The 19,503-nt window shown below is 69.7% G+C and carries 13 protein-coding genes; 4 read left to right on the forward strand and 9 right to left on the reverse strand.

Features of this window, described 5'->3' with window-relative positions:
* Nucleotides 1–222 precede the first annotated feature (222 nt).
* The gene (locus ACSMTC_RS36420; protein ID WP_436564013.1) at nucleotides 223–1,146 is read right to left on the reverse strand and encodes an NADP-dependent oxidoreductase; all 924 of its coding nucleotides are present in this window, start codon (nucleotides 1,144–1,146) and stop codon (nucleotides 223–225) included.
* Between the two features lie 715 nt (nucleotides 1,147–1,861).
* Between ACSMTC_RS36420 and ACSMTC_RS36425 the strand changes: the two genes are divergently transcribed.
* Nucleotides 1,862–3,115: a serine/threonine-protein kinase gene (locus ACSMTC_RS36425; protein WP_436564014.1), complete on the forward strand. Its 1,254-nt coding sequence runs from the start codon at nucleotides 1,862–1,864 to the stop codon at nucleotides 3,113–3,115.
* Between the two features lie 337 nt (nucleotides 3,116–3,452).
* Here ACSMTC_RS36425 and ACSMTC_RS36430 read toward each other — a convergent pair whose 3' ends face one another.
* Together ACSMTC_RS36430 and ACSMTC_RS36435 are read right to left on the reverse strand one after the other, a co-directional pair.
* Entirely contained in the window at nucleotides 3,453–4,871 is a 1,419-nt protein-coding gene (locus tag ACSMTC_RS36430) for a WXG100-like domain-containing protein (protein ID WP_436564015.1), read from the reverse strand.
* A gap of 839 nt (nucleotides 4,872–5,710) precedes the next feature.
* Complete coding sequence (locus ACSMTC_RS36435) at nucleotides 5,711–6,676, reverse strand: alpha/beta hydrolase family protein (protein ID WP_436564016.1); 966 nt, start codon at nucleotides 6,674–6,676, stop codon at nucleotides 5,711–5,713.
* Nucleotides 6,677–6,842: 166 nt separating this feature from the next.
* Between ACSMTC_RS36435 and ACSMTC_RS36440 the strand changes: the two genes are divergently transcribed.
* Together ACSMTC_RS36440 and ACSMTC_RS36445 are read left to right on the forward strand one after the other, a co-directional pair.
* Nucleotides 6,843–7,439 carry a TetR/AcrR family transcriptional regulator gene (locus ACSMTC_RS36440; RefSeq protein ID WP_436564017.1) on the forward strand — a complete coding sequence of 199 codons (597 nt, stop codon included), beginning with the start codon at nucleotides 6,843–6,845 and terminating at the stop codon, nucleotides 7,437–7,439.
* 177 nt (nucleotides 7,440–7,616) lie between these two features.
* On the forward strand, nucleotides 7,617–8,174 hold the full coding sequence (locus tag ACSMTC_RS36445; RefSeq protein WP_436564018.1) for a hypothetical protein: 558 nt from the start codon (nucleotides 7,617–7,619) through the stop codon (nucleotides 8,172–8,174).
* Nucleotides 8,175–8,607: 433 nt separating this feature from the next.
* On the opposite strand, the gene ACSMTC_RS36450 is transcribed toward ACSMTC_RS36445, so the two are convergent.
* The gene (locus tag ACSMTC_RS36450) at nucleotides 8,608–9,762 is read right to left on the reverse strand and encodes a hypothetical protein (RefSeq protein ID WP_436564019.1); all 1,155 of its coding nucleotides are present in this window, start codon (nucleotides 9,760–9,762) and stop codon (nucleotides 8,608–8,610) included.
* Nucleotides 9,763–10,370: 608 nt separating this feature from the next.
* On the opposite strand from ACSMTC_RS36450, the gene ACSMTC_RS36455 reads away from it, so the two are divergent.
* Nucleotides 10,371–11,606 (forward strand): acyltransferase family protein, encoded by a 1,236-nt coding sequence (locus ACSMTC_RS36455; RefSeq protein ID WP_436564020.1) that lies wholly within the window; start codon nucleotides 10,371–10,373, stop codon nucleotides 11,604–11,606.
* A 75-nt stretch (nucleotides 11,607–11,681) separates the two neighbouring features.
* Here the strand turns inward: ACSMTC_RS36455 and ACSMTC_RS36460 are convergent, their stop codons facing one another.
* The 5 genes from ACSMTC_RS36460 to ACSMTC_RS36480 all read right to left on the reverse strand — a co-directional run bounded on the left by ACSMTC_RS36460 (nucleotide 11,682) and on the right by ACSMTC_RS36480 (nucleotide 19,385).
* Nucleotides 11,682–14,387, reverse strand: a complete 2,706-nt coding sequence (locus tag ACSMTC_RS36460; protein WP_436564021.1) for a glycosyl hydrolase — start codon at nucleotides 14,385–14,387, stop codon at nucleotides 11,682–11,684.
* Between the two features lie 309 nt (nucleotides 14,388–14,696).
* Nucleotides 14,697–15,944: a threonine/serine exporter family protein gene (locus ACSMTC_RS36465; RefSeq protein WP_436564022.1), complete on the reverse strand. Its 1,248-nt coding sequence runs from the start codon at nucleotides 15,942–15,944 to the stop codon at nucleotides 14,697–14,699.
* Between the two features lie 95 nt (nucleotides 15,945–16,039).
* Nucleotides 16,040–17,560 carry a hypothetical protein gene (locus tag ACSMTC_RS36470; RefSeq protein ID WP_436564023.1) on the reverse strand — a complete coding sequence of 507 codons (1,521 nt, stop codon included), beginning with the start codon at nucleotides 17,558–17,560 and terminating at the stop codon, nucleotides 16,040–16,042.
* Nucleotides 17,560–19,071, reverse strand: a complete 1,512-nt coding sequence (locus ACSMTC_RS36475) for a hypothetical protein (protein ID WP_436564024.1) — start codon at nucleotides 19,069–19,071, stop codon at nucleotides 17,560–17,562. The genes ACSMTC_RS36470 and ACSMTC_RS36475 overlap by 1 nt, the downstream gene beginning before the upstream one ends.
* 5 nt (nucleotides 19,072–19,076) lie before the next feature.
* Entirely contained in the window at nucleotides 19,077–19,385 is a 309-nt protein-coding gene (locus ACSMTC_RS36480) for a trypco2 family protein (RefSeq protein WP_436564025.1), read from the reverse strand.
* Nucleotides 19,386–19,503: the final 118 nt, after the last annotated feature.

Consider the following 19,503-nt stretch of genomic DNA (forward strand, 5'->3'; position numbering starts at 1 on the left):
GGCAGCCGCAGCGCCCCGACCGCCTTCGCCGCGTGAATGCTGCGCGAAGGCCGGCAGCGCTCCGCTCCCGACGGAACCCTTCTCCCTCGGAGTGCTTCTGAGCTATCCACCCCCGGCTCTCCGTCTGGTGGGTGCTCTGGGAGGTCGGCTGCCGGTGTGGAAGTGGGAACCACGGTGGCGAGACGCCCTGACCGCCGCAGACCCCGGCGGGCCCGTGGCCGGCTACTGGCCGTCGGTCACCCGGATGATGGTCTTGCCCCGGGTGCGTCGGCCGGGACCGAAGGCGGCGGGGGCTTCCTCCAGCGACCTGACCTCGCCGACGATCGGCCTGAGCCGGCCGTCCCGGACACGCTGGGCCAATTCGGCCAGCCGGCCGCGGTCGGATTCCACGACGAAGAACACCGCCCGGCCACTCCGGGGCTGAATCGGGGGCGGCGAGGCGATGGTCACCAGCGTGCCCCCGGCCCGTACCAGCGCGACCGACCGCTCCTGGATCTCGCCGCCGATCGCGTCGAAGACCAGGTCGACCTCGCCGACGTCCTCCAGCCGGTCGGCCTGCAGGTCCACGAACGCGTTCACGCCCAGGCCCAGCGCGGTCTCCCGATCGGCGGCCCGGCCTGTGCCGACCACCCGGGCCCCGGCCTCCCGCGCGAGCTGCACCGCGATCGACCCCACCCCGCCCGCTGCCCCATGGATCAGGACGGTCTGCCCGGTGGCCAGCCGGCCGTGGTCGAACAGGCCCTGCCATGCGGTCAGCCCCGAGATGGGCAGCGCGGCCGCCACCGTGTGGTCGATGTCCGCCGGAAGCGGGGCCAGGTTGCGGGCCTCCACCGCGGTGTACTCGGCCAGCGAACCGTTGCGGGTCCAGTCGGTCAGCCCGAAAACCCGCTGCCCCAGCGTGAGGCCGGTAGTGCCGTAGCCCAGCTCGGCGACCACCCCCGACAACTCGTGCCCGGGCACGCTCGGCGTCCGGTCCCGCCCGGCGCGGTCGGTCCACGTGCCCGGCCACGTCAGCTCCCCGGGGGTGAACCCGGAGGCGTGCACCCGCACGATGACGTCGTTCTCGGCGAGATGGGGGTATGGCAGCTCGGCCAGGGACATTCCTTCGATGCTGGCGGCGCGGTCTCGGACGATGATGGCCCGCATAGCAGTTCCTCTCCAGCGGTGACTGCGGCCCCGCCCCTGTCCAGTCGGTCGAAGTCAGGCTGCCACACGCCCCCACGACCCGCCTTCCCGCTACGGCAAGCAGACGGAACCAGGCGGAGGTGCGACTGGAGGTGAACAAGGGCGCTGGGCGCTGCGGTTGGCGAGCCGTTGCCGGCCTCGCTGCCGGCCGTCGGCGACACCAGGTCCCTGGCCCCGTATCGCAGCTTGGCCTCCCGCCTCGGCCGTCAGGTCCCCGCCGAGCCCGACCGGGCTCGCGCACACTGGCAGACCGGGGCGCTCCGGCTCCAGTAGCTGTACCGACACCGCTGACCTGTGGCTTTGCGGTGGCCCGCACGACGGGTTGATCGGGCTCGGCGGGCGTTTGAACTCACCGGGCAGCCACTGGTTGACGGGGGTGGCGGGGCCGGGGCGTCAGCGCTCTGTGAAGCGGCGGGCGAGATCGAAGCCCGCGCCTGCCGCCAGGGCATCCTCACCCGGGCTGGGGCCACCTTGGGACCACCCCCGCGTGCGCGGGCCGACGAATTGAGGGGCGGTCTCAGCGTCGAGCCGGGCTGCCCTCCGGCGTGTTGACCTTCCAGGTGCCTGGGCTGCCGCGGGCCTCCGAGCCTGATTGGGTTCGGTTGGCGTCGGCGGGGTGTGTGTGCTTCCTGTGCCGTGCCATGCTGGAACGCGGCGTTCAAGCGGGGGAGGACGGATGGTCGACGGCGGTTTCCCGGGGATGGTGGTGGCCGGGCGCTACCGGCTCGTGCGGGAACTGGGAGCAGGGGGATTCGGACAGGTCTGGCGGGCCCGGGACGAACACCTTCGTCTTGAGGTCGCGCTGAAGGCGATTCTGCTGCCCCCCACGGTATCGGAGAAGGAGCGCGCGGGCCTCATCACGCGGACGATGAGGGAAGCCCGGAACGCGGCGCAGCTGCGCGCTCATCCGAACGTCGTGTCGGTTCACGATGTGGTGGCCGACCGCGAAGCGCCCTGGATCGTCATGGAACTCATCGAAGGGCGCTCGCTCGACGATGAGCTACGGGCCGCCGGACGGCTTACTGTCGCGCGAGCGTGCGAGGTGGCGCGCGCAGTGCTGTCCGCGCTGGAGGCGGCCCACGCTGCCGGTATCGTCCACCGGGACGTCAAGCCCTCCAATGTGCTACTCGCCGATGACGGCCGGGTGCTGCTGGCCGACTTTGGCATCGCGGTGCGCGACCGCGACACCAGGGTGACCAGCACGGGCGTGGTGATCGGATCGCTGCCCTACCTCGCCCCCGAACGCATCGAACGCAGTGACGACGGCCCGGCCGGAGACCTCTTCTCCCTCGGCGTGATTCTCTACCAAGCACTCGACGGGACAGACCCGTTCCAGCGCCCTACCCGCTCCGAGTCCCTGGCAGCCGTCCTCTCCCACCACCCTGCCCCTCCACGCCACGCCGGGGGACTGGCGGACCTCATCATGCAACTACTCGACAAGGACCCCACCGCCCGGCCCACTGCGGCGTCCGCCAACGCGCTCATCTCGCACGCCCTACAGCCGACTGCTCCAGTGGCCGTCCCTGTCGATGAGCGGTCGGGGCCTCGGTTCGATGTGGTGTGGCGGGGTTACGAGCGGGCGCAGGTGGATGAGTACATGGCGTTGCCGCCGCATCGGCGTCCCGCGCGCCCGCAGTTCGACCTCGTCCGTCGCGGCTACGAGCGGGCGCAGGTCGACGCGGCGATCCGCCTGGACTCCTTGCCTCCGGCTAGTGGGCTGCGGTCGGGGCCTCGGTTCGATGTGGTGTGGCGGGGTTACGAGCGGGCGCAGGTGGATGAGTACCTGGCGTTGCCGCCGCATCGGCGTCCCGCGCGCCCGCAGTTCGACCTCGTCCGCCGCGGCTACGAGCGGGCGCAGGTCGACGCGGCCATCCGCCAGGCCAACACCCCTGACCAACCCCCGCCCGGTGAGGTCGCCGCCGATTCCTGAACAAGATCAGCAAGTGGCGGCCGAGGTCGAAGCGATGCCGAATCGTGCGCGAGAAACGGTGCCAGAAAGTGGCGGTGCTGAAGAACTCGGGCACCGCCGTTTTCAGTACACCCTCCGGCCGTGCGGCTGCCTCCGACGCCCGTCGACGACGACCTGCTCGCCCCCTTTCCGGCTCTCCGGGCGGGTGCTCTCAGCACTGGACCCCGGCCGGCAAGGCGGCCTTCGCCAATCTCGTCGAGCGCCCGGCCGTCCACCCGCGGCTTGGTATCCCGGTGCCCGGAGGCAGCGCCCCGAGGTCGACGACTACACCGCCCGTAGCGACCTGGCAGCCGGACGATCAGTCAGAGGAGTCGAAAGCGGCTGGATCGTTCTCGCGGGTCTGCAGAGTGCTGCGCTGCTGAGCGGCTGCTGCCTCTCGTACCTGGCCGGCAACGCCCTGACCCCGGTTTTGGGCGCCGCCTGTCCGACCGTACGGGACCGCATTGACCATCCCGGGCGTCTGCGTGGCCGGTTGGCGGCCGAGGCCACTGGGTTCCGTGCTCTGGTGACCGTCGACCAGCCTGGAGTCGTTCCCGGACGGAACCTGGTCGATCCCGGGAGGAGCGAAGACCGGGCGTGGACCGGCGGCCTGTGCTTGCCGTGGCAGGGTGCCTGCGTGATCGGCTTCTGCCGTGGGCTGGTTGGACGCGAGCGGAAGCGATGCCCGGATCGTCTTCGCGTTGCTCTTGGCCAGGAACCCGACTGCGCCCGCGAGAGCCCCGCCAGCGCCGGTACCAGCGTGGTCGAGCCCGGGGCGCGGTCCGTCGCCTGTGGGGAGACCCACGTGCTGCGGGTCGCCTGTGGTCACGTCGCCCACCCCACCCGCGAGTTGGAGCGGGCTGAGTGAGGACGGCGAGTTCTGCCCCGTCAGGAAGGTGTGCATCTGCTGGGTGTGCGCGTCCTCGTTCTCAGTGAGGTTGCGTGCCACCTGGTCCATCCCGTCGGCGGTGCCCCGGAATGAGCCGAGCAGCCGCTTGAGCACCTCCTCACCGACGATGGTGGCGATCTGTTCGGCGGCGGCGATGACCAGTTTGCCGAACGCGTCTCCGGGCTGGCCCACGTCCAGGCCATCGACGATCCGCCGGAACGAACTGCCCTGGGAGTCGATGTCGTCGGCGTGACCCCGGAGGTCGAGAGCGCAGGAGGCCAACTGGTCCAGGTTCACCCCGAAACCGGGGCTGTTCGACGGCCCCGACCCTCCGCCGGTCACCTCCTTGACCACGGTCTCCACCAGATCGGCCACCGGCTGGGCCAGCGCGTGGCCGAGCGCGGACACCGCCCCCTCCAGGATGCTGGAGATGATCTGCTTGCCGGCCGCGATGATGGCCGCGCTGCTCCAGGGGCCAGTCGCCGACGCGGCTGCCATCTCGCCCTGAGTCGCCACCAGCTGGGTCACCGTGGCGGTCTTGCAGCCCTCGATGACCAGCGCCGCCGCGTTGAGCGCGGCCGCAGTGGCCCCGCAGGCCTCGACCACCATGCCGGAGTACTTGGACACGGTTCCCCAGAACTCGGCCAGCTTGTCCGCGGAGGCGCCGTGGTAGAGCTCCTTCAGCACGGTGAGTGCCTTGTTGGCGTCCATCTGGACGGAGTCGAGCGTCGAGGCCAGCTTTCTGAGCTCGTCTGCGAGCCTGTTCACCTCGTCCTCGTTCGCCTGGGGCCAGTCCAGCCCGAGGAGGTTGAGTACGGCGCCGAGTTCCGGCGGTAGTTCGAGTGCCATGATTTTCCCCGAAGTCACTGTGCGGTCGAGCGCGGATGGAACACTTCCGGCCTGACTGATGCTGGTGTTCGTGCTGCTCGGAGAACAGGACATGGCACCGGCCACCTATGACCGGTCGTCACGGCACGCTCGTCGCAGGCCAACTCGCGGGGCTGGTGCCGGCGTTTCACGCGGTTAGGACGGCTTGATCGCAGTGTGGGCGGAGAGGTAGTCATGCCAGTGCGACCGCTGCTGGCTCAGCCGCCGGTCACGGGTGCCACCCAGGTCGCGATGCTCCACGACACCCCCGAGCAGGCCGCCCGCACCGTCCAGCTCTCCTACCTCCACAACCCTGTAGCCGGTGCCCCGCGCCCGATCCGGTCGCTGACCCGGGCGCCGGGAACGTACGAAGAAGAAGGCGATGCCGGCGGGCCCGCCCCGACTGCCGGCCGGATCGGTGGCGGCGGTGACGGTTCTGGTGGGCGGGGCGCTGAAGAAGGCCGCCCGCGAGCGCTCCATCACCTGAAGCATCCCCGCGTATGTGGGGCCGATCGGCCCGGTCGCCTTCCCCGGCACCCTCGCCCTGGTCCACGACCGCGCTGTCCACATCGACTCGAACGTCACGAGTAGTACCAGCAGCTGTTCACCAGTCTGAGCAGTGTGCGCGGTCGGCTGCGATTCGAACACCGCAGGAGCCTGGGCAGCGCGGAAGCAGCCGGTTCCAGCTGCGGGCCCTGGGTGCCGAGGCACTTCACACCGTGGTGGTCCGTTGCCGGACATCGTCGTCGGATATGAGCCCGGTGACTGTTGCTGTGCGCCCCTTCCGCCTTGCCCGGCAGGGCGCCTATGGGGACGGGCGCCTACTTGGATTCGACTCGTCCCACCGGGTCGGGGCCGGTCGTCAGTGCCTCGCACGCGGTCCGCCACGCGGGGGCGCCGGGGTGAAGCTGGGTGCGGAGGTAGGCCGCGGTGAGCCGGGCGAGGGCGGCGACTCGTTCGGGGTTCTCGTCCGTGGTCTCGGCGGCGTCGTATCCGGCGATCCCGCCGAGTCCGTGCTCCGCGTCGAACAGGGTGAGCAGGGTCTTGGGGCCGGGGGCGAGGGTGTAGGGGTCGGCGTGCCAGTCCGGCCCCATGTCCGTGAAGTGCCGGGAGTCGTCCTTGTCGCCGGCGACGACCAGGGCGGGTGCGGTCATGGTGGAGAAGTCGACGGCCCCGATGATCGGCCACTGCTCGGCCATGGGCCCGTTGAGGACTTCACCGCCTCGGCCGGGCGCGGCGAGCAGTACGCCCGCCTTGATCCGGGGCTCGACGAGGTGCACCACGTTCCCGGTGTCGGGGTCGTTGAGTCCGGCGCCCAGGAGGAGGGCGGCGGTGAAGCCGCCGAGTGAGTGTCCGACGAGGGCGACCCTGGTGGGGTCGATCCGTCCCGCGAGCTGTGGCACGGTGCGCTCGATCACGTCGAGCCGGTCGAGGATGTGGGTCATGTCCTCGGCGCGGGAGCGCCAGAAGTCGGGTGCGCCGGGTGCGTCGGCGACCAGGTGGCTCAGCGTGCGGGAGGTGAGGTGGGTGGGCTGGACGACGACGAATCCGTGGGCGGCCCAGAAGTTGGCGAGCGGCGCGTAGCCGTTGAGCGAGGAGAGGTTGTTCGAGGGGCCGTGACCATGGGAGAGGAGGATGACGGGAAGGCCGGCTCCGGTCGCGGGTGCGGAGACGCGCACCTGGAGTTCGACGGGACGTCCGGGCACGGAAAGGACTACGGGACTGAAGGACAGGACCGGGGCAGGTGTGCCCAAAACGTCGGTGCTGGTGGCGGTGGATGTGCTCACGAGGTGGATTCCCTTCGGCGGCACCTGCCGTCCGCCGGCCTCCTGCGGCCGGCGACGGACAAGGCGGTCAGGAGCGTCCGCTTCGGCTAACCTGAAACGGAGCGATGCTCCATTTAGTATTCGGAGCGGTGCTCCGTTTTGTCAATCGGCATGGAAGGACTACGTGATGGCCACCGAGAGCCCTGCAGGCGAGCCGTCGTCCCGAGGCAAGCGGGCCGACGCGCAGCGCAACCGGCAGACGGTGCTCGCTGCCGCCGCCGACGTGTTCGTCACCTCCGGCGTCGACGCGCCGATCCGCCAGATCGCGGCCAGGGCGGGCGTCGGGATGGCCACGATCTACCGCCACTTCCCGACCCGGGCGGATCTCGTCACCGCCGTCTACCGCCACCAGATCGAGGAGTGCGCCGAGGCCGGCCCGAACCTGCTGGCCAGTGCCGACTCGCCGTTCGACGCGCTGCGCCAGTGGATCGACCTCTTCGTCGACTTCCTGGTCACCAAGCACGGACTCGCCGACGCCTTGCAGTCCGACAGCGACCGCTTCGCCGCGCTGCACGCCTACTTCCTCGACCGCCTGCTGCCGGTCTGCGCCCACTTGCTCGACGCTGCGGTCGAGGCCGGCGACATCAGGCCCGGCACGCAGCCGTACGAGCTGATGCGCGGCATCGGCAACCTCTGTGTCGGACGCGACAACGACCCCCGCTACGACCCCCGACGCCTGATCGTCCTCCTCCTCCAGGGACTCCGGCGGCCTCGCTCGTCCTGATGCCGACGAGCGATAGGTGAGTGCGCTCAATGCCGCGGCCGGGCTGAGCGTTGCCGACCGCGAACAGGGCAAGTGCGAGGGTTGTCAGCCGGATCGAGTCCGCGTTCGGACACTGTATTGACGCGCGCCTGACAAGCACGAAAGATTGACCTTCTCTGCACATCTGAGGAGGTATCGATGGCCTTACGACGAGTCCTCGCAGCTGCCGCGGTCACCGCGCTCGCCATGGTCGGACCGTTGGCGGTGGGCCCTGCCGCGCAGGCGGCCGACGCCGGGCCGGCGACCCCGCACCTCGCGCCGTCCACCGCGGGCGCGACGCGGGTCACGTTCACCGTCCCGGCCGGCGTCACCACCATCTCAATGGCCGCCGGCTCGGCACATGCCTCGGTCACCCGGTCGCCGAAGGTGTCGTCGCTGACGGCGATCAACTGCACGCTGACCGTGGACACTCCGATCCACGAGCTGGGCATCGTCCACGGCAACGCGGCGCTGCAGTGTTCGGCGCCGATGCAGAACGTCGTGATCAACATCGGCCTCTACAGCAACGGCTCCCTGGTCGCCTCCTCGGGCGCCGTGCAGTGCGCGTGCGCTGGGATCAACAGTGCCGACGCCTACGTCCCCTACACACCCGGCGTCTACCAGACGGGCGCGGTGGGCAACCTCTTCTACCCGGCCGGATACTCCCCGGCCACGGGGACTATCGGCGAGAACTACAGCCCGGCCGTGAGCCTCTGACGGCGACATCAGATATCGCCTGCGGGAAGTCGGTCCTGTCGACTTCCCGCTCAGCAGCCTGAAGCACACCGGCCTGGCCGCCGCGGCCGAGCATCCGCCCGCTACCACCACGCTCGCAACGTCGCAAGCCGACCGACGCGGCCGAACTCGCCGTACGACCTGCGCGTCGCGCCCAGTCGGTACGGCCGCCCGGCGACCGAGCAGGCCGCTGTTCAACGCCGCGGCGATGAACCTCATCCGGCTCGACGCCTGGAGCACTGACACGCCGCGAGGCGCCACCCGTATCTCCCGCTTCGAAACGCTGAGGTCCGCCGCCTGACGGCGACGGACCTCACGAAGGGGCCGGTCATCAACCAACGGAGTCTCTGTGCCCGCCCTGCCTTGTCACCTCTGCGCCGTCAGGGACCGGCCGTCAGCCCCTGCCGGTCGTGCGTCAGTGCAGGATCGCGTGCGAGATGGCGCAGCTGTTGGTGTCGTTGGACCAGCTGGCCTGCTCGGCGTAGGTGCCGAAGGAGCCGAACTTGACGTTGGCAGCGCCGCCCGAGGTGCCGGGGGAGAGCCAGGCGCACTCGTCGGAGTTCTCCTGGCCGTAGTAGGAGCTGCTGCTCTGCTGGTTGGTCCAGCCGCCCGCCGGGTTCATGTCGGACATCATCTCGTGCCACTCGTGGCCCAGGGTGATGGTCCAACCGTCGAGGGTTCCGGGGGAGTTGACGAAGCCGACGCCGCAGCCCGCGCCCGAGTCCATGTTGTAGGGCTGGTTGCTGAACGCGAGGTCACCGTAGGGCGAGTTCACCGCGCCGCCGGTGAGCGTGGAGTCACCGGTGTAGTCGTGCCAGGCGCAGTACTGGTTCTGGTAGTTGTCCGGGTTGGTGCCGTGCGGCGACAGGATCACGTAGTAGGCGTTGCGGTTGGACGCGGCGGTGGTGTTGCCGAAGTGGGTTGCCGCGTTGACGGCCTCCTGGCCCAGCTGGTGGCCCGTCGCGGCGCTCGGCGACTTGCTCGCGTTGTCGTACCACACGCCGGCCAGCACACCACCGGACTGGTACGGGATGAAGTTGGCGTTCGACGGGCAGCTGGTCGCACCGGCCGGGACGTTCGGGCCGTCACACCACTGGGTCAGGTCCGCCGACCAGGTCTCACCGTTGGTGCCGATGCCCTTGAACATCTGCTGGGCCGCGCCGGCCGCGCCGGACTTGTCGCCGGAGAACTTGGCGTTGCCGTTGGCGTCGGCGCTCTGGGTGCCCCACTGGTTGCCGTAGAAGACCAGGTAGACCTTGGAGTGGCCGCTGTTCACGCCGGTACCGTCGATCCCGCCGCCGTAGGACAGCGTCTCCGGGCCGGTCGCCGCCGTGGTGTGGGTCTGCGCCCACGCCTTCATGTTGCTGTTCTGGGCGATCGTGGGGATCGCGCCGTGCCGGTACGGGTGCTGGTACTGGGGGCTGTAGGGGTTCGCCTGCGACGACGCGTGCGATCCGCTCGCCGACGCCGGGGTCTGCGCCGCGACGAGCACGGCGCCGGTGATCAGGCTCAGCGAGGCGATTCCGGTCAGGAAGGTGCGGCTCGCGCGGCGCTGGTGGGGGTGGCCCATGGAAGGTTGTCCTCTCTGCGCTCCGCGCCGGCTCTGGGGGGAACCGGCGCAAATCTGCCAGAGCGATCCGGGCCGGCATCGAGTGCCGGACATCCGAACCGCCAACTGGCGTGTGGGGGAAAGTGCTTGAGGAAGTACCGGTGGATCAGACGAGCGGTGCACCACTGGCCATGAGGTAGGGAATCAGAGTCGTCCGCACCGGGTCAATGCCCCGTGCGAAGCCTGGGCGGCAGTGTGGGCACTACGTTCGGACTTGTGGTGAAACCTGCTGTTCGTCTCCCGGTGCAAGGCGGACAGCGAGCTCGTTTCAGCCTGAATACGCAGGTCACGGGGCTGCCGTGGGCCGCGGCCGGGATGCTCGTGCCGGTCGGGAGCTGATCGTTGGTGGTGATCGTCCGTCAACACCGAATCTCGGCACCGGTCAGCGCGAGCAGGACGCGAAGGAGCTCGGCGGCGTCCTTCGCGTTCGTGCGGGCCTCGGTGGGGATGCGCCAGTTGTTCGGGACGGCTGAGTGCCCGGAGTGTTCGGTTCGAGGGCGACCCGCTTCCTCGCCCGTGAAAGGGGCGTTGCTACGCTGCGTCGGTTCCAAGGGGAGGGATCGAACGAAATGAGTACTGCTGCCGTCCGTGCGGCCGGCGATTCTCCGGACCACGCATCGCGGCTACCGTCGCTGACCGGGATGCGCTGGGCGGCGGCCATGATGATCTTCTGCTTCCACATCATGAGCGAGTCAGGGTTCTTCGGCCAGAAGCACGCTCAGAGCACAATGGAGTGGCTCTTCTGCGGCGGCAGAATGGGTGTCTCGTTCTTCTACGTCCTTTCAGGATTCGTCCTGACGTGGTCTGCGCGCCCCAAGGACCGGGTCGTCTCCTTCTGGCGCCGCCGCTTCGCTCGGATCTACCCGAGCCACTTCCTCACCTTCCTGGGCGCTGTCGCCCTGTTCAGCTGGGAAGGGCTGCACCTCAGCGGCCGGATCGCGGCGGCGAACCTGACGCTCACGCAGTCCTGGGCCGCCTTCGCCCCTCGGTACTGGTACGGCTACAACGGCGTGTCCTGGTCACTGAGCGTGGAGTTCTTCTTCTATCTCATGTTTCCGTTCCTGGTGCCGCTGATCATGCGGATGGGGGCCCGCGCCTGGTGGGCCATCGTCGCGGTCGGCCCCGTACTCGTCATCGCGGTGCCCTTCCTGATGGACTGGGTCGGCGAGAAGACCGGTATCAGGCCGCTGTTCCTGGTGTACCAGTTCCCGCCGGTGCGGCTGTTGGAGTTCCTCATCGGCATCGCTCTCGCGCAGCTGGTCAGGAACGGCCGCTGGCGCGGGCCCGGCATGACGGTGTCGGCAGCGGTCCTCGTCACCGGGCTGCTCCTCACACAGAAGCTCGTGCTCTGGACGGGGAAGCCGCTGATATCCGCTTCGGCGACCGGCATCATCGGCTGTGTGCTGCTGATACCGGCGGCGGCGCGCGCCGACGTGGAGCGCACCGCGTCGATCTGGCGGAACCCCCGGATGGTGCGTCTGGGTGAGATCTCCTTCGCCTTCTATCTTGTCCACGAATTGGTAATCCTCACCGCGATGAAGCTGTTCGACGGCCCGCCGCGACTTCCCACCGTGCAGGCGCTGGCCCTCACCATCGCCTCCTTCTCGGTGGCGCTGATTCTCGCCACGATGCTGCACGACATGGTGGAGAAACCGTTCGTCAAGCTGCTCAACCCGAAGCCGAAGCCGAAGCCGAAGCCGAAGCCGAAGCGGCAAGGCGGCAAGGATGCCGGCACAGATCTGCCAGGGCCGCGAAGCGGTAAACGGGCCGCCGCGGCCGCGCCGGTACCGGCAGGAAGCTCGTAGCGCTTCGGAAAAGCCGGTGCCAGGCCCGACCCCCGTGGAGGTCGGGCCTGGCACCGGTGAAGAGCGAACGGTCGTTCAGTTGTTCTGGTTGCCCTGGTCGTCCTGCTCGTTGCGGCCAAGGTGGCGCGGATCGGTGGACCAGATGCCGCGGCCGTGAGTGGCGGCGTAGAGCCTGCCGTCGGGGCCGGTCTTGAGCTGCATGATCGTGGTGGTGGGCAGGTGCTCTCCGAGGACCTTCCAGTCGGTCCGGCCGGGCGCGCGGTAGAAGGCGGCCAGGTCGGTACCGAGGGCGATGCCGCCGTCGGGCAGCAGGTTGAGGGAGTCGGCGGGGACGTCGGGCAGGTTGGCCGAGATGTCGGTCCAGGTGGCGCCGCCGTCGTGACTCTCGAAGACGTGGCCGATGCCGGCGCCGGGGCCCTCGGTCCAGGTCCGGGAGAAGCCGTTGAACGCGACGAAAACGTGCTGGGCGTCGTTCTGGTCGACGGCGAAGGAGGAGATGTAGCGGTTGGGCAGACTGCCGTCGACGGGCAGGTTGAGCTGGTGCCAGCCGGTGCCGTCGGCGTTGCCGACCGCGATGCCACGGGTGAAGCCCTGGTTGTTGCAGGGGCCGCACCAACCGGCGTAGACGGTACCGCCGGAGGCGGCGACGGCCGTGGCGAAGTGGCCCGCGCCGAGGTCGTAGGCGCTCTTCCACTCGCTGCCGCTGCGAATGGCGAAGCCCTTGTTCTGGACCCAGATGTGCTGCCCGCCGGCGACCCAGGTGTCGGTGTTCTTCTGGTCGGCGGTGATGGGGGCGATGAACCGGGCGGCGCTGGTGGCCTTGTCCGGCGGGGCGACCTCGTAGGAGGTGGCCTTGGACGGGTCGGTGCTCCAGGCGCCGTTGTTGACGGCGCAGTTCTGGGTGACCCAGATGTCGGCGTAGACGTACTCCTCGGCGATGTTGCAGCCGTTCTTCGGGTCGACGAGGGTGTCGCCGCCGTCGCCGCCGAAGTCGGATCCCATCACCCTGTCGTGGGTGCGCAGGATGGACTCGCCGTTGTCCTGCATGCCGCCGCTGATGGCGACGCCCTTGCCGGACAGGTCGGCCGGGTCCGTGCCGACGCCGACCGAGTAGTACTGGAGGGTGTCGATGGTGCCGTCGTTGAGGGACTTCCAGTCCTTGGCATGGCCGCCGGAGTCGACCGCGCCGTTGACCGGGCGGTTGTAGATACCGCCGTCGTTGCCGACATAGACCGAGGTCTGGCCGTGGTAGCTGCCGATGGCGACGGCGTGCTGGTCCGAGTGGACGGTCGGCGAGCAGTCACCGGTCTGCTTGGTGGGGTCGATCGACCAGCAGGGGAAGCCGAAGTTCCAGTACGGGCCGGGGGTGGTCCAGTTCTGCCCGCCGTTCTTGGTCTCGAAGACCTCTTCCAGACCGGCGTACACGTGGTCCGGGTTGCTGGGGTCGACCTGGAGGAACTGGTTGTACCAGGACTGGATGCCCGGCTCGTAGCCGGCGCTCTGCAGTGCCGAGCCGGCGGCCATCAGCTTGTCCTTGTCCGCGATCAGCGTCCAGGGGCCGAACGGGGAACCGGACTTGGATACGTAGACCCCCTTCAGGCCGGTGTCGGGGTTGCCGGCCGTCATGGCCGGGGACTGGTCGATCGCGTAGTAGCGCGAGCCGTCCGCCGAGCGGGCGAAGGTCACGTTGCCGACGTTGCCGGCGTCGGTCGGCAGGTCACCGAGCGAGGCGACGCGCTGCCAACCGCCGTCGGCGGCCTTGGTGTAGAAGCCGTTGTAGGTGTCGCCGCCGCGCCAGCCGACCGCGAGGATGACCTTGGTGGGGTCCTTGGGGTCGATCGCGATGTCGTTGGCGATGTTCTTGTACGGCGCACTCGGGTCGGAGGCCAGCTTGCCGCCGGGCAGGTAGTCCGGGTTCGGGGCGAACTCCAGCGTCCACGGGCCGGACAGGTCGGTGGTGGAGTGACTCCACACGCCGCGGCTGGTGGCGGCCCACACCTTGTCGCCGCCGAACCGCAGCGCGTGGATGGTGGTGGACTCCAGCTCGGCGCCGCCGATCCGCATGCCCGGAGTGAACTGGCCGTGCCTGGGGTCGGCGAGGACGTACACGCCGGTACCGACATAGGAGGTGGCGCCGGTGTTGGACTCACCGGTGGCGTACCAGAGCCGTCCGGAACCGTCCAGGCTCAGCGCGCCGGTGGACAGCGAGGGCAGCCTGTCGGAGATCGGTTCCCAGTGGCCACCGCCGGTGCTGGAGCGGAACACACCGCCGTTGGCACCTCCCGCGTACACATAGCCGCCGTTGTCGGCCGCGATGCCGGTGATCCTGCCACTGGTCCTACCGGCGCCCCCGCTGGAGTTGGAGTTGACGTCGCGGTAGCGCGGATCGTCCTCGTTGTACGGTTTGTCGGTGACCTGGTTCCAGGAGCCGCCGGTGTGCGGCATCGACTGGAGCTGCGCCCAGGCCGCGCCATAGGCACCTGGCGCGATGACACCAGGCGCGGTACGGGCCTCCTGGAACTGTGCCGTCGACTCCATGGAGTTGAAGGCCTCGTCCGCGCCGCCGTCGTCGCCACCGTCGGACCCGCCGTCCAGCAACGGGGCCTGCCGGGCCGGCGAAGCGGTCTTGGCGCCCGGGTGGTGGGCGGTGTCCGCGAGATGGGTGGCCTGCCACGGGCGCGGCGCGGACGGGTTCGTGGCAAGGGCCTGGCTGGTCGTCAGACCGAGTGTGGTGAGCGCGATGGCGCTGATGAGGAGCGGACGGCGGTGCCTGCTGGCCATGATGTGGTGGTCCTCCCCGGAGTCGTTCGGACGCACGTCGTGCACGTCGCGGTGAAGCATTCCGGGTTGGACAAGGTGAAGTGAAGAGGCTGTGGGTAACGAATGATTAAAGCCAACTCACTTGATAGTTCAGTGAATTGCCGATGCAGCCCTGACCTCGTGGATCGGCTGGAGCTCAAGGACGCCGGGGCTGAAGCCCGGTGGGCGGCGGGGCGGCGGGCAGGGAACCCGGCGGTGTCGTTGACCGGACGGCGCCGGGTGCGGGCTGCGGACCGGCGTGAAGCCGGCGGCAGCCCGGCCCGTCCGGGGTCAGGATCGCGGTTGCAGTAGGTCGGGTTGGGGGAGCCGGCTGATCACCGCGCCGATCAGTGTGCCGACGGAGACGCCGAACACGGCCGAGACCGCGGCGAGTACGGCGCGTGCGCCGTCGCCGACCTCGATCTGCGCGGTGTTGAGCAGGCCGAAGGAGCCCGGTACCACGACCCAGAACGCGGGGAGGTAGAGCACCTGCCAGGACGAGCCGCGCCGCAGCCAGTGCACGATGGTGGCCGCGGCTGCGGCGGTGACCGCGCCGGCCAGGCCGCCCACCGCCGCGCCGCCGGCGGAGGTCACCGGCACCTGGACGGCGGCCGTCACCGCGATCACCGCGACGATCCACGGGATGGCCGGCGGAGGAGTGTTGACGTTGATCACGATCCCGGCCACGGCGAGCGCCAGTCCCAGGCAGATCTCCCACCAACTCGGCGTGGCCACCTGGGTGTTGGCCAGCGCTGAGGCGGGAACGCCGGTGGCGGTGGCGGCGGCCACCACGCCGGTGAGGAAGAGCGCCAGCTGCACGGCGCCGGACATCAGCCTGGCTGTCCCGGCGCTGGCCGCGCCCGCCGCTATCTCGGAGAGCCCGGTCACCAGGAGAGCACCCGGCAGCAGGATCGCCAGGGTGGCGACGATCGTGCGCAGCGGCCCGTTCAGCAGCGAGGCCTGGGCGGCCTCCAGTACGAGGACGGAGACGAGGAAGCCCGCGGCGACCGGCAGCAGCGGCCGCAGCAGTGGCAGCCGGCGGGCCGTCATGGTCAGGCCCACCACGATCAACGAGCCGATCCCGGCGGCGAGGACGTTCGCCGCCACCGGTTGCAGGAAGAGGCAGAGCCCCACCCCGACCGGCAGCATTCCGAGGTCCGCGACCCAGCTGGGCCAGCGGGCCGGCGCCCGGCGGATCGCGTCCAGGTCGTGCAGCGCCTGGTGTCCGTCGAGTCCGCCCGCGCGCAGCCGGTGGACCACGTCGAGGATGTCGGCCGTCTGCTCGAACCGCAGTGGAGGGCCGACGGGTTCGAACGCGGTCGCGTCGTCGGGGCCGAGCGCGATGAACAGCCCGGTGGTCAGGGCGGCGACCCGCACATCGGGTGCTCCCAGCGCTCGCCCGAGCCCGCGCAGTTCCTCCTCCACGTCGTGGACGGGCAGACCGCCGCTCAACAGGCCCGCACCGAGTTCGAGCAGGAGGCGACGGCGCGGATCGGCCGGGGTGTCGGGATCCCGGACCAGCGGAATTGTGCTGAACATGGCGCGTATGGTCGCATACGGCCTGTTTTCCCTCTCATTCGGGTACCGGATCCGCCGCGGTGGTGCGGACCCGACGGAACCGACGGGACGCCCGGTCAGTGCCTCCCCGGCGGGAGCTGGGCGGTCAGGAAGCCGGAGAGGGCCGCCAGTACGGCCGCAGACCGCCCGGAGTCCAGCATGGTGCCGACCCGGGATCCTTTCAGCAGGAACAGCGCGAAGGTGGCCTGGCAGGCCGCGACTTCCTGCGCCCACGGATCGCAGACGATCCACTGCTCGTCGACACTGCGATGCGTCGGGTCCACGACATAGGCGTGCAGGGTGTAGTTGACGTCGGTGAAGTACTGGTCTCCGGGTCTGATCGAGCTGCTGACGATGAGGATCAGGTCGGGATCGGCGGTGTCCAGGGTCAGCAGGCCGCCTACCGCCGTCGCGCCGGCGGGCTTGCAGGGCGGAAGTCCGAGCCGCTGGATGACGGATGCCCTGAGTGCCGGGTCCTCGATGCCGCATGCGGCGTCAACGGTCCGTTCGCTACTGGGGAGTCCTTGGATGTCGGCGAAGACCGCGCGCTGGATGTCCTTGCCGGCGAGATCCCCGATTCCCACCACGGTGTCCGTGTCGTGGACCACGAGGTCGCCCGTTCTGCCCGGCATGCCGACCACGGTCGCGCAGCGGGCCGGCGGGCCCGCCAGGTACACCACATCAGGGCCGGCGCCCGGGCTTTTGCCGCCGGGCACGCTGACGCCGTACACCTGCCAGTCGCGGGGGAGGGAGACGCCCTTGGGCAAGGCGAGTTCCGGCGGCACCGGGACGTTCGGCCGGCCGCTCGACGGTTGCCGTGCCGGGGAGCAGACCGCGACAGGGGCGATGCCCGGGGCTGCGGTGGGCTCCGTCCGTGTCTTCCCGTCGCTCCCTTCCCGTATGAGGACGTTGCTTCCGTACGCGGGGCCGCCGGCAGCGGGCGGCGCGGGGAAGGAGCCTCTGGTGATCCGGTCGAGTACCTTCACCGCCATGGTCCTCGCACCGCTCTCCGAGTCGATCGTGGTGACAGGGCCGTAGTCGGGAGGGAGGAGCTCCTTCTGCACGCGGAAGCCGAACATCATGCCGCCGTGCAGCAGGAAGAGCCCGTTCTCATCGCACCACAGCGCATCCTGAGCCCCCGCCGGATCGTCGACGGACTTACACCGACCGTTCCCGAGTAAGCCCTGCTTCCCGTGGTTCCAGGCTTCGGCCGTGACATGCCCGTATTGCCACTCCGCTTCCCACCGTGTGTCCTCGTACGGCGGCGGCGGCTTGGCCGCGGTGTCGGTCGTCGACTGGCCGAACTGGCAGGAGGTCGGATCGGTCTGGTAGCTGATGTCGATGTTGCCGAGCCCGAAAGACGTCAGTGAGTCGCCCAGGGCGGTGATGGGGAGCTTGCGGTAGTACGAGTCGGCGGGGACTTCCGCGACGAGGTTGAGCTCATCGACGGTCAGCACCTGGCAGGGGTCCTCCGGTAGCGCCCAGGAGTCGCGGCTCGGAACCGGCCCCGCGTGGTGGGTCGAGTGCCAGACGATGCCGGCGGCCACGCTCAGGGCGAGGACCAGGAGTCCAGCGATGATCTTCGTGTCGCTGCGCATCAGGGCCTCAGCCTCACCGCAAGGCCGTTGAAGTCCGCCCCGGTGGTTCCTGCCGTGGTCCAGGTGGTTCCCGGAGGGCCTACGGGCAGGGTGTAGGCGCTTGCCAGGTGCTCCGGGATGCCGGACACCACGAACGGCTTGCCGCCCTTGTCCGTGATCTCGGCATGTTCCAGCTTGCCGTTGACCGAGTACGAGATGACGAGGACGAAGCTGACCAGGTTCCGCTGGGCGAAGACGGTGACGGTCACCGGCGTCGTCTCCCGGTAGGCGAGGGTGAAGCCGTCGGCATCGAAGTAGAAGCCCCCCAGTGTGCGGCTGTCACCGTCGCTGTACGTCCGGGCGCGGGGCTGGTCCTCGTCCAGGTCGAGGCCGATCCTCAGAGCAGGGGCGTTACCCGCCGACTCCGCCATGTAGGCGGTTCCGGCCAGTGGCGGCTTGCGATCGATCACACGAGCGCCGATGTCGGTGACCATCACGCCGCTGTGCCGGTTGCCCTGCAGCGCGAACCTGATCGTCTGCTCGACCATCGGCGCTCCCTCGTGCGCCGCCGCCAGCACGTCGATCTTCGTGTCGGTGCCGGGGGCCGGTTGCGGGTCCTTCAGGACCCACCAGCGAGTCGGTTCGCCTGGTTGGGTGGTGCCGGTGAGGGTGGTGTTGATGCCGGGGCCGTCGGTGAGTCCGTCCGCCACCGAGGCCCGGTTGGAACTCCACCACAGGGTGCCCGCGACTATGAGGACGGCCGCGACGACGCCGGCGAGAATCCGGCGGACCGACAGCTGCCGCTGCGGGGTGGGCTCCGCATAGGCCGTGCCGCTGAGTAGCGGAATCCGGACGCCACGGCCCATCCCCAGAAGTGAGCGGAACGTCTCGCGGCGGCCCGGCTCCAGCCGCTCTATGGCTGACAGGGGCTCCAGGGTGAGTGCGCTGACACCGTCCCTGAGCCGGTGCGCCACGACCACGCCGATGGCGAACTCGCCGCCGGAGCTGTCTCCGGTGAAGATCACCGTGCCTGAGACACTGCTCCAGACCGAGTCGGTCCGGCCGTTCGTGACGTCACGTGGTGCGGCCTCCACATGCAGGGTCAGGCGGCCACCGACCGGCCCCTCCGCGGTGGGCACGAATCCGACGAGTTGGGCGCGACCGCGTGACCGCGGCCCTCCGGAGACGCTCTCGTCCTCCTTCCACCACGGAAAGCCCACGCCTTGGCAGGCAAGGCGCGTGGCCTGGCCGGTATCGACGTGGGCGACGCGCACGTGCGGCGCCTCAGGGGTGCCCGGTCCGTCCAGCGCCAGGATCGCCAGGTCCACCTGCTCTCCGCCGTGGACCACGACCCTGGCGGGGAACTCCTCGCTGCCCCAGAACCGTACGGAGACCGATCCCGGCCCGACCGCATGGCCGGCCGTCAGGACGTAACCGGCACCGATGCAGTACCCCGACGAGACAATCCAGTTGGGTGCGGACGGAGGTCCCGAGTCCCACAGGACCTCCACCGCGTACCGACTCTCCGGCATTCCCGTCAGGGCTTCTCGGTGCTGGGTCGCGACGAGACCAGTACCGTTTGGCCGTGGCGGTCCACGGGTGCCCCCAGCTGCACGGTGACGGTCTGGATGTGCTCCCTGCTGTACCCGGTGTCCGTGCCGAGCTCCAGCACCCAGAACTTGGCCTTTCCGCCGGCTTTCGCGTCCACGGTGACGGCTACCTGGAGCTCCACGGTGGTCCCCTCCACGGGGAAGCGCAGCTCGTGGCCCTCAGCGGCCTTCGCCGCGACCGCGAGTTCCTCATGGAGTGCCGCCAGGACCTCGGCCAGTCCGATCTTGTTGCTCATATGCTTGTCCCCCCACGGGTCAGTTGCCGCTGATCCTAGGCATCTCACGCGGGCGTGACAGGCGTTTCGATCGAATCGTCCGCGTCGAGCCGGCCGGGAGACCACGACGTCCTCGCCG

The organism is Kitasatospora sp. HPM-01-4, assembly GCF_051374625.1.
Classification (GTDB): domain Bacteria; phylum Actinomycetota; class Actinomycetes; order Streptomycetales; family Streptomycetaceae; genus Kitasatospora.

Excerpts from the sequence above, each read along its gene's own strand:
- ACSMTC_RS36420 (WP_436564013.1), bottom strand. The coding sequence starts at position 1,146 with ATGCGGGCCATCATCGTCCGAGACCGCGCCGCCAGCATCGAAGGAATG.
- ACSMTC_RS36425 (WP_436564014.1), top strand. The coding sequence starts at position 1,862 with ATGGTCGACGGCGGTTTCCCGGGGATGGTGGTGGCCGGGCGCTACCGG.
- ACSMTC_RS36430 (WP_436564015.1), bottom strand. The coding sequence starts at position 4,871 with ATGGCACTCGAACTACCGCCGGAACTCGGCGCCGTACTCAACCTCCTC.
- ACSMTC_RS36440 (WP_436564017.1), top strand. The coding sequence starts at position 6,843 with ATGGCCACCGAGAGCCCTGCAGGCGAGCCGTCGTCCCGAGGCAAGCGG.
- ACSMTC_RS36445 (WP_436564018.1), top strand. The coding sequence starts at position 7,617 with ATGGCCTTACGACGAGTCCTCGCAGCTGCCGCGGTCACCGCGCTCGCC.
- ACSMTC_RS36450 (WP_436564019.1), bottom strand. The coding sequence starts at position 9,762 with ATGGGCCACCCCCACCAGCGCCGCGCGAGCCGCACCTTCCTGACCGGA.
- ACSMTC_RS36455 (WP_436564020.1), top strand. The coding sequence starts at position 10,371 with ATGAGTACTGCTGCCGTCCGTGCGGCCGGCGATTCTCCGGACCACGCA.
- ACSMTC_RS36460 (WP_436564021.1), bottom strand. The coding sequence starts at position 14,387 with ATGGCCAGCAGGCACCGCCGTCCGCTCCTCATCAGCGCCATCGCGCTC.
- ACSMTC_RS36465 (WP_436564022.1), bottom strand. The coding sequence starts at position 15,944 with ATGTTCAGCACAATTCCGCTGGTCCGGGATCCCGACACCCCGGCCGAT.
- ACSMTC_RS36470 (WP_436564023.1), bottom strand. The coding sequence starts at position 17,560 with ATGCGCAGCGACACGAAGATCATCGCTGGACTCCTGGTCCTCGCCCTG.
- ACSMTC_RS36475 (WP_436564024.1), bottom strand. The coding sequence starts at position 19,071 with ATGCCGGAGAGTCGGTACGCGGTGGAGGTCCTGTGGGACTCGGGACCT.
- ACSMTC_RS36480 (WP_436564025.1), bottom strand. The coding sequence starts at position 19,385 with ATGAGCAACAAGATCGGACTGGCCGAGGTCCTGGCGGCACTCCATGAG.